12 protein-coding genes are annotated in these 13,569 nt (G+C 72.2%); 9 read left to right on the top strand and 3 right to left on the bottom strand.

Features of this window, described 5'->3' with window-relative positions; all coding sequences use genetic code 11:
- Positions 1-530: hypothetical protein (locus tag HTZ82_RS08995; RefSeq protein ID WP_175408779.1), on the bottom strand; the 530-nt coding region annotated here is incomplete at its 3' end.
- Positions 531-760: 230 nt separating this feature from the next.
- Between HTZ82_RS08995 and fmt the strand changes: the two genes are divergently transcribed.
- The 7 genes from fmt (at position 761) to HTZ82_RS08960 (ending at position 9,184) form a co-directional block, all read left to right on the top strand.
- Entirely contained in the window at positions 761-1,693 is a 933-nt protein-coding gene (gene fmt, locus HTZ82_RS08990) for a methionyl-tRNA formyltransferase (protein WP_175408778.1), read from the top strand.
- A gap of 94 nt (positions 1,694-1,787) precedes the next feature.
- The gene (locus HTZ82_RS08985) at positions 1,788-3,224 is read left to right on the top strand and encodes an RsmB/NOP family class I SAM-dependent RNA methyltransferase (protein WP_175408777.1); all 1,437 of its coding nucleotides are present in this window, start codon (positions 1,788-1,790) and stop codon (positions 3,222-3,224) included.
- 171 nt (positions 3,225-3,395) lie between these two features.
- Positions 3,396-4,079 (top strand): ribulose-phosphate 3-epimerase, encoded by a 684-nt coding sequence (gene rpe / locus HTZ82_RS08980; RefSeq protein ID WP_175408776.1) that lies wholly within the window; start codon positions 3,396-3,398, stop codon positions 4,077-4,079.
- Positions 4,080-4,198: 119 nt separating this feature from the next.
- Complete coding sequence (locus tag HTZ82_RS08975) at positions 4,199-5,212, top strand: sugar-binding transcriptional regulator (protein ID WP_175408781.1); 1,014 nt, start codon at positions 4,199-4,201, stop codon at positions 5,210-5,212.
- Between the two features lie 186 nt (positions 5,213-5,398).
- Positions 5,399-6,841, top strand: coding sequence for a GuaB1 family IMP dehydrogenase-related protein (locus HTZ82_RS08970; protein WP_175408775.1), 1,443 nt, complete (start codon positions 5,399-5,401; stop codon positions 6,839-6,841).
- A 404-nt stretch (positions 6,842-7,245) separates the two neighbouring features.
- A complete protein-coding gene (locus HTZ82_RS08965) occupies positions 7,246-8,718 on the top strand; it encodes an amino acid permease (RefSeq protein WP_175408774.1) in 1,473 nt (490 codons plus the stop codon).
- Positions 8,719-8,728: 10 nt separating this feature from the next.
- Positions 8,729-9,184: an Lrp/AsnC family transcriptional regulator gene (locus HTZ82_RS08960; RefSeq protein WP_175408773.1), complete on the top strand. Its 456-nt coding sequence runs from the start codon at positions 8,729-8,731 to the stop codon at positions 9,182-9,184.
- 57 nt (positions 9,185-9,241) lie between these two features.
- Here the strand turns inward: HTZ82_RS08960 and HTZ82_RS08955 are convergent, their stop codons facing one another.
- Entirely contained in the window at positions 9,242-9,790 is a 549-nt protein-coding gene (locus HTZ82_RS08955; protein WP_175408772.1) for a Repetin, read from the bottom strand.
- 273 nt (positions 9,791-10,063) lie between these two features.
- On the opposite strand from HTZ82_RS08955, the gene HTZ82_RS08950 reads away from it, so the two are divergent.
- Positions 10,064-10,879 (top strand): carbon-nitrogen hydrolase family protein, encoded by an 816-nt coding sequence (locus HTZ82_RS08950; RefSeq protein WP_175408771.1) that lies wholly within the window; start codon positions 10,064-10,066, stop codon positions 10,877-10,879.
- Positions 10,880-10,938: 59 nt separating this feature from the next.
- Entirely contained in the window at positions 10,939-12,630 is a 1,692-nt protein-coding gene (locus tag HTZ82_RS08945) for an NAD(P)/FAD-dependent oxidoreductase (protein WP_175408770.1), read from the top strand.
- Here the strand turns inward: HTZ82_RS08945 and HTZ82_RS08940 are convergent, their stop codons facing one another.
- On the bottom strand, positions 12,631-13,374 hold the full coding sequence (locus tag HTZ82_RS08940; protein WP_254711734.1) for a DUF5995 family protein: 744 nt from the start codon (positions 13,372-13,374) through the stop codon (positions 12,631-12,633).
- Positions 13,375-13,569: the final 195 nt, after the last annotated feature.

Below are 13,569 nucleotides of genomic sequence, written 5' to 3'. Positions count from 1 at the left end.
GCGCTCGGGCGGACCTCCTCGCGGAGGGACGGGTCACGGAGCGACGGCGCGGCCGTCGTCGGCTGGGGCGGCATGGAACGGGCGGCGGGCACCGACGCCACCGGCTGGCCCACCGGGACGGTCCGCGTCGCGCCCGCCTCCGCCGGGGAGTGCTCCGGGTTCGACGCCGCCTGCTGGGCCGTCGCGCGCCGCGACCCGTAGCGGCGGTGCACCGCCTGCTTGGTGACGCCCAGCGCCGAGCCCACCGCGTCCCACGAGAACCCGAGCGAACGGTCGAAGTCCACCGCGGCGGTCACGAGGGTCTCGACACTGTCCCGCAGCTCCTGGGCGAGCCGGACGGTGGGGGCCGGAGCCCTGCCGTAGACGACGAAGCCCGTCGACGGGCCGGAGCGACGCGGGCGGTAGACGTTGCCCAGCTGGGCGGTGAGCGTGCGCAGAGCGTCCACCTGCCGGCGGACCCGCTCGATGTCCCGCACCAACAGGTGCAGGCTGGCCCTGGCTTGGGCGTCGTGGGTTGCGTGGTCGGCCATTTACAAGCCTCTCGAACCGGCGTTGAAAAGGGGCGGGCCGCATCCGAGGGCGGCCCGATTCGGTCAATCTCTCTTGACAACGCGCCACCCTCCGCCGGGGTCACGCAGCAGGGGCGTATCCGCATATGCGCAGGGCGCACGGATATACGTACGCCCCCCGACCGGCCGCGCCCCTAGACTGGTGCGTCGGCCGACCGCCGCCCGTACCCGAACAAGCGAGGTAACCCCGAGTGAAGCTCGTCTTCGCAGGCACCCCCGAGGTCGCCGTGCCCGCCCTGGACGCCCTCATCGCCTCGGAGCGGCACGAGGTGGCCGCCGTCGTGACCCGGCCCGACGCGCCCGCCGGACGCGGCCGCCGGCTCGTCGCCAGCCCGGTCGCCGAGCGCGCAGCCGAGGCCGGCATCGAGGTGCTCAAGCCTGCCAGGCCGCGCGACGAGGCCTTCCTCGCCCGGCTGCGCGAGATCGCGCCCGACTGCTGCCCGGTCGTCGCGTACGGGGCGCTCCTGCCGAAGGCGGCGCTCGACATCCCCGTACACGGCTGGGTGAACCTGCACTTCTCGCTGCTCCCCGCGTGGCGCGGCGCCGCGCCCGTCCAGCACGCGCTGATGGCGGGCGACGAGGTGACCGGCGCGTCCACCTTCCAGATCGAGGAGGGCCTCGACTCCGGCCCCGTCTACGGCGTGATCACCGAGGAGGTCCGCCCCACCGACACCAGCGGTGACCTGCTCACGCGGCTCGCCTTCGCGGGCGCCGGGCTGCTCGCCGCCACCATGGACGGCATCGAGGACGGCAGCCTCAAGGCCGTGCCGCAGCCCGCCGAAGGCATCACGCTCGCGCCGAAGATCACCGTCGAGGACGCCCGCGTGGACTGGAGCGCCCCGGCCCTCCGCGTCGACCGGGTCGTACGCGGCTGCACGCCCGCCCCCGGTGCCTGGACGGTCTTCCGGGGCGAGCGGCTGAAGCTGGTGCAGGCGGTGCCGGTGCCGGACCGTACCGACCTCGCGCCGGGCGAGCTGGCCGCCGCCAAGAACAACGTGTACGTCGGGACCGGCTCCCACGCCGTCGAACTGCTGTGGGTCCAGCCCCAGGGCAAGAAGCCGATGCGCGGCGCCGACTGGGCCCGCGGGGTACGGATCGCCGCGGGCGAGCGGCTCGACGCCTGACGGGATCGGGGGCGGAGCCCCCGACGCCGGGAGCGGGGTGCCGGTGACGGATTACGCTGGGAGGGTTCGACCCGAATCGAAAGCGGAGCACCTTTTGAGCGAGCAAGGCCGTCGCCGTCCCTCCAAGCCGTACCGCCGCCCCAAGAAGGACCCCGTCCGGATCCTGGCCTTCGAGGCGCTGCGCGCCGTCGACGAGCGCGACGCGTACGCCAACCTCGTCCTGCCGCCGCTGCTGCGGAAGGCGCGCGAGCAGGGCGACTTCGACAGCCGGGACGCCGCGCTCGCGACGGAGCTGGTGTACGGGACGCTGCGCCGCCAGGGCACGTACGACGCGATCATCGCCGCCTGCGTCGACCGGCCGCTCCGCGAGGTCGACCCGCCGGTGCTCGACGTGCTGTCGCTCGGCGCGCACCAGCTGCTCGGCACCCGGATCCCGACGCACGCGGCGGTGTCCGCGACGGTCGAGCTGGCCCGGGTGGTGCTGGGCGACGGCCGGGCCAAGTTCGTCAACGCCGTGCTGCGCCGGATCGCGCAGCGCGACCTGGACGGCTGGCTGGACGAGGTGGCCCCGCCGTACGACGACGACCCCGAGGACCATCTGGCCGTCGTGCACTCGCACCCGCGCTGGGTGGTGTCGGCGCTGTGGGACGCGCTCGGCGGCGGCCGGGCCGGCATCGAGGACCTCCTGGAGGCGGACAACGAGCGCCCCGAGGTGACCCTGGTCGCCCGCCCCGGTCGGTCCACGCCCGACGAGCTGCTGGACGTGCTCGGTGACGAGGCGGGGCTGCCGGGCCGCTGGTCGCCGTACGCGGTACGGCTGGCCGAGGGCGGCGAGCCGGGTGCCATCGACGCCGTACGGGACGGCAGGGCGGGCGTCCAGGACGAGGGCAGCCAGCTCGTCGCCGTCGCCCTCGCCAACGCGCCCCTCGAAGGACCCGACGAGCGGTGGCTGGACGGGTGCGCGGGCCCCGGCGGCAAGGCGGCCCTCCTGGGTGCCCTGGCGGCCGGACGCGGCGCCGCCCTGCTCGCCTCCGAGAAGCAGCCGCACCGCGCCCGGCTCGTCGAGCGCGCCCTGGCCGGCAACCCCGGCCCGTACCAGGTCATCGCCGCCGACGGCACCCGCCCGCCGTGGCGGCCCGGCTCCTTCGACCGCGTCCTCGTCGACGTGCCGTGCTCCGGTCTGGGCGCCCTGCGGCGCCGCCCCGAGGCCCGCTGGCGCCGCCGCCCCGAGGACCTGGACGGCTTCGCCCCGCTCCAACGCGGGCTGCTGGCCGAGGCGTTGAAGGCGGCCCGGATCGGCGGCGTCGTCGGGTACGCCACGTGCTCCCCGCACCTCGCCGAGACCCGCGCGGTCGTGGACGACATCCTCAAGGGCCGGGGCGGCGCCCAGGACGTGACGGCCGAGTGGATCGACGCCCGCCCCCTGTTCCCCGGCGTCCCCGCGCTGGGCGACGGCCCCGACGTCCAGCTCTGGCCCCACCTCCACGGCACGGACGCCATGTATCTGGCCCTCCTCCGCCGTACGGCGTGACGCGTCCGCCCGCGCCGAACGCGTCCGCCCGAGCCGAACGCGTCCACCCGTGCCGAGCTGATCGAGCCCTGGCCCGAGAATCGCCGGGATTGACCGAAGTGCCCCGTGTTGTGCGGGGGCTTCGAGGGGAGCGGGGCGAGGAGGCGGGCCCGGGCATGGCAGGCTTGGCTCATGGCCCAGATCAACCCCAGCATCCTGTCCGCCGACTTCGCGCGGCTCGCCGAAGAGGCGAAGGCTGTCGACGGCGCCGACTGGCTCCATGTCGATGTCATGGACAACCACTTCGTGCCCAACCTCACCCTGGGCGTGCCGATCGTCGAGTCCCTCAGCCGCGCGACGGACACTCCGCTGGACTGCCACCTCATGATCGAGGACCCCGACCGGTGGGCCCCGCAGTACGTGGAGGCGGGCGCCGGGTCCGTCACCTTCCACGTGGAGGCCGCCGCCGCGCCCGTGCGGCTCGCGCGGGAGATCCGCGCCAAGGGCGCCCGCGCCTCGATGGCGCTCAAGCCCGCCACGCCCATCGAGCCCTTCGAGGACCTGCTGCCCGAGCTCGACATGCTGCTGATCATGACGGTTGAACCGGGCTTCGGCGGGCAGGCGTTCCTCGACATCATGCTGCCCAAGATCCGCCGCACCCGTGAGCTGATCTCCAAGCACGGCCTGGAGCTGTGGCTCCAGGTCGACGGCGGTGTCTCCGCCTCCACCATCGAGCAGTGCGCCGAGGCGGGCGCCGACGTCTTCGTGGCCGGTTCCGCCGTGTACGGGGCCGACGACCCGGCCGCCGCCGTGCGCGAGCTGCGTGAGCAGGCGGCCCGCGCCACCTCGTCGGCCGCCTGGGCCTGCGGCCACTGAGTCACCGGTGGGCCACCGGCAGATGAACGCAAACCAACAGGACTGATCAGTGACCGCCGGATCTGCAAGGATGGGCGATCCGGAGTGCGAACAGCAGTGAGGAGAACGCGGTGTCTGCAATGTCGGCGGGACGACCAGCCCTGCGGATGGGACCCGCGGAGCTGGTGCAGGCGGCGGCCATGGCCCGCCGCTTCTACCTCGAGGGCAAATCCAAGATCCAGATCGCCGAGGAGTTCGGCGTCAGCCGCTTCAAGGTCGCCCGTGTCCTGGAGACGGCCCTGGAACGCGACCTCGTACGCATCGAGATCCGCGTACCGGCCGAGCTGGACGCGGAGCGCTCCGACGCGCTGCGCGCCCGCTACGGTCTGCGCCACGCCGTCGTCGTCGAGTCCCCCGCCGAGGGCGAGGACGAGTCGCCCGACCCGGAGAACCTCGGCGAGGTCGCGGCCGACCTGCTCGGCGAGCTGGTCGACGAGGGCGATGTCCTCGGCCTGGCCTGGGGCCGCTCCACCATCCACATGGCCGCCGCCCTCGACCGGCTCCCGCCGTGCACCGTCGTCCAGCTGACCGGCGTGTACGACGCGGGCACCGCCGAGCGCGGATCGGTCGAGGCCGTACGCCGCGCCGCCCAGGTCTCCGGCGGCGAGGCCCACCCCATCTACGCGCCCATGCTGCTGCCCGACCCGGCCACCGCGGCCGCGCTGCGCAACCAGACCGGCATCGCCCGCGCCTTCGAGTACTTCGACAAGGTCACCGTCGCCGCGGTGTCCATCGGCTCCTGGGAGCCGGGCATCTCCACCGTCCACGACATGCTCAGCGACGAGGAGCGTGCCCACTACGCGTCGCTCGGGGTCGCCGCCGAGATGTCCGCGCACCTCTTCGACGCCTCCGGCCGCCGTGTCGGGCGCGACCTGGGCGAGCGCTGCATCACGGTCGAGGCCGACCGGCTGCGCCGTATCCCCGAGGTCGTCGCCATCGCCGGCGGCCACCGCAAGGCCGCCGCCATCGGAGCCGTACTGCGCTCCGGGCTCGTCACCAGCCTCGTCACCGACACGGCGGCGGCCGACTACCTGCTCACCGAGTCCGAGCCCGGGCCGCGGCCCGCCCTGGAGCGCTTCGACCCGGACAACTGACCCGACCGGCAGGTCACGGCGGAACGCACAAGTCCGGTTTGTAGGAATCTCCCAGGTCACCCGCTGTGACCTGGAGGTTTCGCCTGGGGTTCGAACGCCCGTCGGCATGGGAGAATGAAGTACGTGCGTTTTCCCCCCGGCTGAGATGCCCGGGGGCCAACTCCGAACGACTGGGATGTTCTGCACGTGCGTTTCCTCAATGACCTGAAGCCGCCGTACGACCTCACGTACGACGATGTGTTCATGGTGCCTAGCCGCTCGGCCGTGGGCTCCCGCCAGGGCGTCGACCTGTCCACCCCGGACGGCTCCGGCACCACCATCCCGCTGGTCGTCGCCAACATGACGGCCATCGCCGGCCGCCGTATGGCGGAGACCGTCGCCCGTCGCGGCGGCATCGTCGTGATCCCCCAGGACATCCCGATCGACGTCGTCACCGACGTCGTCTCCTGGGTCAAGAGCCGTCACCACGTCCTCGACACGCCGATCGTCCTGGACCCGCACCAGACCGTCGCCGACGCCCTGTCGCTGCTGCCCAAGCGCGCGCACAACGCCGGCGTCGTCGTGGACGGCGACCACAAGCCGGTCGGCGTCGTGACCGATTCGGACCTCACCGGTGTCGACCGCTTCACACAGCTCTCCGAGGTCATGTCCACGGACCTGCTGCTCCTCGACGCCGGCATGGACCCGCGCGAGGCGTTCAACACCCTCGACCACCACAACCGCCGCTACGCCCCGGCGGTCGACGGCGACGGCCGCCTCGCGGGCATCCTCACCCGCAAGGGCGCCCTGCGCGCCACGCTCTACACGCCCGCCGTCGACTCCAAGGGCCGGCTGCGCATCGCCGCCGCCGTCGGCATCAACGGCGACGTGGCGGGCAAGGCCAAGCAGCTTCTCGACGCGGGCGTGGACACGCTCGTCATCGACACCGCGCACGGCCACCAGGAGTCGATGATCAGCGCCATCAGAACGGTCCGCGGCCTCGACCCGCAGGTGCCGATCGTCGCCGGCAACATCGTCGCCGCCGAGGGCGTCCGCGACCTCATCGAGGCCGGCGCCGACATCGTCAAGGTCGGTGTGGGCCCCGGCGCCATGTGCACCACGCGCATGATGACCGGCGTCGGCCGCCCGCAGTTCTCCGCCGTCCTGGAGTGCGCCGCCGAGGCCAGGAAGTACGGCAAGCACGTGTGGGCCGACGGTGGCGTCCGGCACCCGCGCGACGTCGCCATGGCGCTCGCCGCCGGCGCGTCGAACGTCATGATCGGCTCGTGGTTCGCGGGTACGTACGAGTCGCCGGGCGACCTCCAGCAGGACGCCGACGGCCGCCTGTACAAGGAGTCCTTCGGCATGGCGTCCGCGCGCGCCGTCCGCAACCGCACCAGCGAGGAGTCCGCGTACGACAGGGCCCGCAAGGGGCTGTTCGAGGAGGGCATCTCCACCTCGCGCATGTACCTCGACCCGGCGCGCCCGGGCGTCGAGGACCTGATCGACTCGATCATCGCGGGCGTCCGCTCCTCCTGCACCTACGCGGGCGCCGGCTCGCTGGAGGAGTTCGCCGAGAAGGCCGTCGTCGGCGTCCAGAGCGCCGCCGGCTACGCCGAGGGCAAGCCGCTGCACGCCAGCTGGAGCTGACCCGCCGCCACGCCTCAGGAGCCGTCCCCGCCGAACGCGCGGGGACGGCTCCCGTGCGTTCGGCGGGGACGGCTCCCGTACGTTCCGGGACCCGCCGGAGGCGGCCGCGCGGAGCACCTGCGTTTCGGCCCTCAAGCACCCCAATGTGTGGATTCGTGCGGCAGCGCGCAATAATTTCCCGTCCGCGTGCGAAGTGCGCAATGATCATCCGCTGATGCGCAACATCGGTGCATTACGACTGCGACGCTCCGCCTCGTAGGCTCAGGCCCCGTACCTGGAGTGGCGGTGACCGCCTGCTCGGCGGTTCCCCCCTTCCCTGGGTCCTTCGCGGGCTTCTTCCCCCTGCCCCGCGCCGCCGTCGGTCGCCGTCGTCCCGTCCCCCGCAGCGATGAAGGAGCCACGCAGTGCTGGACCACGGCGCAGCCCCACCGGCCACCTCCCCCTCCGCACCCCCCGCCCCGAAGTCCTCAGGGCTCGCCGCGCTCGGGCGCCGCAAGCCGGTGGAGGTGCTGGTCAGCGAGGGTGGCCAGGGCGAGGGCGGCTCGCTCCGCCGCTCGCTCTCCATGTGGCAGCTGACGATGATCAGCATCGGCGCCACCCTCGGCACCGGCATCTTCGTCGTCCTCGGCGAGGCCACCCCGCTCGCCGGTCCCGCGGTCGCGATCTCCTTCGTCATCGCGGGCCTCACCGCCCTCTTCTCGGCGCTCTCCTACGCCGAACTGGCCGGCTCCATACCTGTCTCCGGCTCGTCGTACTCCTATGCGTACGCAACGATGGGTGAACTCATCGCCTGGGTCTGCGGCTGGTGCCTGGTCCTGGAGTACGGCGTCTCGGTCTCGGCCGTGGCGGTCGGCTGGGGCGAGTACCTCAACGAGCTGCTCGACGGCACCATCGGCGTGACCATCCCCGAGGCCGTCTCCGCCCCGCTCGGCGAGGGCGGACTCATCAACCTCCCGGCCCTCGTCGTGGTCCTGCTGGCGATGGTCTTCCTGATGGGCGGCGCCAAGGAGAGCGCCCGCATCAACACGATCATGGTCGTCGTGAAGATCGTGACGCTGCTGCTCTTCATCGGCATCGGCTTCCTGGGCATCAAGGCCGGCAACTACGCCCCGCTGGCCCCGCTCGGTGTCACCGGCATCAGCGCCGCCGCGGCCACGCTGTTCTTCTCGTACATCGGCTTCGACGCCGCCTCCACCGCCGGCGAGGAGGCCAAGAACCCCAAGCGGGACCTGCCGCGCGCGATCATGCTCTCGCTGCTGATCGTCACCGTGCTGTACTGCCTGGTCGCGCTCGTCGCCGTCGGCGCCATGCCGTGGCAGGACTTCGAGGGCACCGAGGCGGCACTCGCCCAGATCATGAAGGACGTCACCGGCCAGAGCTTCTGGGGCGTCGTCCTCGCCGCGGGCGCGGTCGTCGCCATCGCCAGCGTCGTCTTCGCCGTCCTCTTCGGCCAGACCCGCATCCTCTTCGCGATGTCCCGCGACGGCCTCGTGCCCAAGGTCTTCGCCAAGGTCGACCCGAAGACCGGCGCGCCGCGCGCCAACGTCGTGATCGTCTCGCTCTTCTGCGGCACCCTCGCCGCGTTCATCCCGCTGGGCGAGCTGGCCAACGCCACCAGCATCGGCACGCTCTTCGCCTTCGCGCTGGTCAATGTCGCCGTCGTCATCCTCCGCTACACGCGGCCCGAGATGAACCGCACGTTCAAGGTGATGCTCTTCCCGGTCACGCCGATCCTCGGCTTCCTCTTCTGCGCGTACATGATGTACAGCCTTCCGGGCGTCACCTGGATGTGGTTCGGCGGCTGGATGGTCGCGGGCCTCGTGTTCTACTTCCTGTACGGCATGCGCCGCTCCCGATTGGCCACAGCAGAGAAGTGATCCACCCCTAGTGCGACTCAACGACCTCGACGAACGCATCGTCCACGCACTCGCCGAAGACGCCCGCCGCAGCTACGCCGACATCGGCTCGCTCGTCGGACTGTCCGCGCCCGCCGTGAAACGGCGTGTGGACCGGCTGCGGGCCGAGGGAGCCATCACCGGCTTCACGGTCCGGGTGGACCCGGCCGCGCTCGGCTGGGAGACCGAGGGGTTCATCGAGATCTACGCACGCAGCAACACCTCGCCCGAGACCATCCAACGCGGTCTCGAGCGCTACCCGGAGATCGCGTCCGCGTCCACCGTGACGGGGGAGGCGGACGCGATCGTCCAGGTCTTCGCCTCCGACATGCGCCACTTCGAGCGCGTGCTGGAGCGCATCGCGGGGGAGCCCTTCGTGGAGCGCACCAAGTCGGTCCTGGTGCTGTCGCCGCTGCTCCGGCGCTTCTCGTCGGGCTCACCCGCGTAGCCCCGCGGCGGCGCCGCGGTTGTCGGCGGGGGTCGCTCCCGGGGGCAGCTCCCGGGGTCAGCTCTCCGGGTACTCGAAGCGCCAGGGCAGCACGGTGAAGTCGCCGGTGCCGTGCTGGACCTTCTCGAAGGGGGCCGAGCCCACGCACGGCGGCACCTCGAACGTCTCCGGGGTCATCCAGCTGTAGCCGAGCCGGTCGCGCTTCCCGATGTCGTGGACGGTGATACCGACCCGCTTCCCCCGGAACGGCTCCGTGTCCGTCTCCGTGACGACGCCCGTCACCACGGCGACCTTGCCGCCCGTGACCAGACAGTCCACCTTCGCCTTGGCCCAGCCGCCCCGGCCGTCCTTGAAGTGGCTGAAGGAGAACGTTCCGGTCGCCTTCAACGGCTCCACGTTGTCCTCCGCCGCCAGGTGCGCGTCGAAGCTGAACGTGATGTCGTCGCCGGCCGGGCGGTACAGCTTCGCCGTGCCGGTGAGCGCGGCCGCCTCCCGTGCCTTCCCCGGGCGGTGCCCCTCCTCCCCGGAAGCCACGGCGGAGCCCGCGGCCCCGGCCGTGAACAGCAGCGCGGCACCCAGCGCGGCGATCTTCGTACGACGGTTCATGGTGGTCCTCTCTCCCCTGTTCGGACGCCCACCACCATCCCGCCGCGCTCGCCCCGGGCGCATCGCGCCGCGGTCCCGTCCCTCCTCCGCCGCGCGGCGGGGAACCTCTCCGACCTCGGGTGGAAGCGCCGCGCAACGAATCACCGCCGAGGCGGGAAACCGCGCAACGCTTCGGCGGTCGGTCCGCAACGGTCACGCCTTGTCCGGGCAGAAGCCCGGACCGTACCTTTTTGGCATCCCCCCGTCCTTCCCGCACCAGACGAGGACCCACCCATGCCGCTGCTGCGCATCGCCCTGCTCCAGAGCTCCGGAGAGCCCGGTGACGTCGCGGCCAACCTGAAGGTCCTCGACCAGGCCGCCGCACGTGCGGCCGCCACGGGTGCGGGGCTGCTCGTCACGCCCGAGATGTTCCTGACCGGGTACGCGATCGGCGCCGGCGTCCACCGGCTCGCCGAGCCCGCCGACGGCGACGCGGCCGACGCGGTCGCGGAGATCGCCGGACGGCACGGCGTCGCGGTCGCCTACGGCTACCCGGAGCGCGACGGCGAGACGGTGTTCAACGCGGCGCAGCTCATCGGCGCCGACGGCACCCGCCTCGCGAACTACCGCAAGACCCACCTCTTCGGCGGCTTCGAGCAGCGCTGGTTCACGCCCGGCGACCGGCCCGTGGTCCAGGCCGACCTCGGCGGCCTCCGGGTCGGCCTGATGATCTGCTACGACGTGGAGTTCCCCGAGAACGTCCGGGCGCACGCCCTGGCCGGAACGGACGTCCTCCTCGTACCGACCGCGCTGATGCACCCGGCCGAGGTCGTCGCGGAGGCCGTCGTCCCCGTACGGGCCTTCGAGAACCAGCTGTACATCGCGTACGCCAACCGGACGGGTCCCGAGGGCGACTTCGAGTTCGTCGGCCTGTCCGCGCTCGCCGGACCCGACGGCACCGCCCGGGCGCGCGCCGGCCGGGGCCCCGAGCTGGTCGTCGGCGACGCCGACCCCGAGCTGCTCCGCGGGTCGCGCGAGGAGAACCCGTACCTCCGGGACCGCCGCCCGGCCCTCTACACCTCCCTCACCTCGGCCGGTCCTCTCGGCTGAGCGCCCTCACCGCCCCGCGCATCCCTCATCTCCACCCCCGTGCAAGGAGTCCGTACCCCATGACGTCCACGGTGCCCACCGCCGTCCAGCACACCGACGCGCAGCCGCCGATCACCATGTTCGGTCCGGACTTCCCGTACGCGTACGACGACTTCCTCGCCCACCCGGCCGGCCTCGGCCAGATACCGGCGACCGAGCTCGGCACCGAGGTCGCGATCATCGGCGGCGGCCTGTCCGGCGTCGTCGCCGCGTACGAGCTGATGAAGATGGGCCTCAAGCCCGTCGTGTACGAGGCCGACCAGCTCGGCGGCCGTCTGCGCACCGTCGGCTTCGACGGCTGCGACGACGAGATCAACTGCGAGCTGGGCGCCATGCGCTTCCCGCCGTCCTCCACGGCGCTCCAGTACTACATCGACCTGGTGGGCCTGGAGACGGCGCCGTTCCCGAACCCGCTCGCCGAGGCCACCCCGTCGACGGTCGTCGACCTGAAGGGCGAGTCGCACTACGCGGAGACCATCGACGACCTGCCGCAGGTCTACCGCGACGTGGCCGCCGCCTGGAACGCCTGCCTGGAGGAGGGCGCGGACTTCTCCGACATGAACCGCGCCATGCGCGAGCGCGACGTGCCGCGCATCCGCGAGATCTGGGCCAAGCTCGTCGAGAAGCTCGACAACCAGACCTTCTACGGGTTCCTCTGCGAGTCCGAGGCGTTCAAGTCGTTCCGCCACCGGGAGATCTTCGGTCAGGTCGGCTTCGGCACGGGCGGCTGGGACACCGACTTCCCGAACTCCATCCTGGAGATCCTCCGCGTCGTCTACACCGAGGCCGACGACCACCACCGCGGCATCGTCGGCGGCAGCCAGCAGCTTCCGCTGCGCCTGTGGGAGCGCGAGCCCGAGAAGATCGTCCACTGGGCGCCCGGCACGTCGCTGAAGTCCCTGCACGGCGGCGACCCGAAGCCGGCCGTGACGCGGCTGCACCGCACCGCCGGCAACCGGATCACGGTCACCGACGCGAACGGCGACATCCGCACGTACAAGGCGGCGATCTTCACGGCCCAGTCGTGGATGCTGCTGTCGAAGATCCAGTGCGACGACTCGCTCTTCCCGATCGACCACTGGACGGCGATCGAGCGCACCCACTACATGGAGTCCAGCAAGCTCTTCGTGCCGGTCGACCGCCCGTTCTGGCTGGACAAGGACGAGGAGACCGGCCGTGACGTCATGTCGATGACGCTCACCGACCGGATGACCCGCGGCACGTACCTGCTGGACAACGGCCCCGACAAGCCGGCCGTCATCTGCCTGTCGTACACGTGGTGCGACGACAGCCTGAAGTGGCTGCCGCTGTCCGCGAACGAGCGGATGGAGGTCATGCTGAAGTCGCTCGGCGAGATCTACCCGAAGGTCGACATCCGCAAGCACATCATCGGCAACCCGGTGACCGTGTCCTGGGAGAACGAGCCCTACTTCATGGGCGCGTTCAAGGCCAACCTGCCGGGCCACTACCGCTACCAGCGGCGCCTGTACACGCACTTCATGCAGGACCGGCTGCCCGAGGACAAGCGCGGCATCTTCCTCGCGGGCGACGACATCTCGTGGACGGCGGGCTGGGCCGAGGGCGCCGTGCAGACCGCGCTGAACGCGGTGTGGGGCGTCATGCACCACCTGGGCGGCGCGACCGACCCGAAGAACCCCGGCCCGGGCGACCTCTACGACGAGATCGCGCCGGTGGAGCTGCCGGAGGACTGATCACCGTCCCGGGGCGAGCGGTGTGAGCAGCATGCGCCCCACCAGGCCGACGGAGCGGTCGAGGCGTTCGGTGAACTCCTCGGCCAGCTCCGCGCCCCACCGCCCCGGCACACGGTCGAGCTGCCAGAGCGAGCGGGCCGTGAGCCAGGCGCCGTCGCGGGCCCGCTCCAGGCTCCAGCAGCCCAGCAGATGCGTCAGCGGGTCCGCGACCTCCAGCAGGTCGGGGCCCGGCATCAGCTCCTCGCGGATGCGCTCCTCCAGCACCACGAGGATCTCACCCACCTGCTCGAACTCACCCTCCAGCTCGGCGGGTTCGCAGCGGAGCGTACGGCAGGCGTCCACGACGGCGAGCGCCAGGTCGTGCCCGATGTGCGCGTTGATGCCCGCGAGCGCGAACTGCAGCGGGCGTACGCCGGGATGGCGCCGGTACTGGAACAGCGGCCGCCAGCAGGCCGGCGGCCGGCCGCCCGCGGCGACCGCGTCCACCGCCGCGAGGTAGCGCTCGGCGAACCGTACCGCCAGCGTGACGGCGTCCCGCCGGTCCCGGGGCTCGCCGAACGCGCCCGCGCCGCCCGCGACCTGGCGCCCGATCTCCTCCGTGACGGTCAGATAGACCTGGTTGAACACCGCGACCCCGTCCCCCTCGGGCCACAGCGAACGGAACGCCCGCATCCGGTCCACGACCGCGTCCATCGACGGACCGTCGCCGCCGGTCCTCCGGGTGAACTCATCGATCTGCCCCATGGGGGAAGGGTCCCAGTCGTTACCCTCCCTGGGGAGCCATCGGGCAGGGCTTCCCCGTAACGGGGGAACGCCCGTGGGGAGGGGGCTTCACGGTGGAGGGCGCGCGGACACGGCGCAGGAGGGAACGGCTCGAACGGCGCCGTACGAGACGGCGGCACGCGATGGCGGCCCTCGCGTCCGCGGTCGTCGTGGCGG

Origin of the sequence: Streptomyces sp. TRM64462 (assembly GCF_013362995.1) — a bacterium.
GTDB lineage: Bacteria > Actinomycetota > Actinomycetes > Streptomycetales > Streptomycetaceae > Streptomyces.
This window is presented reverse-complemented; position numbering and strand designations above follow the sequence as displayed.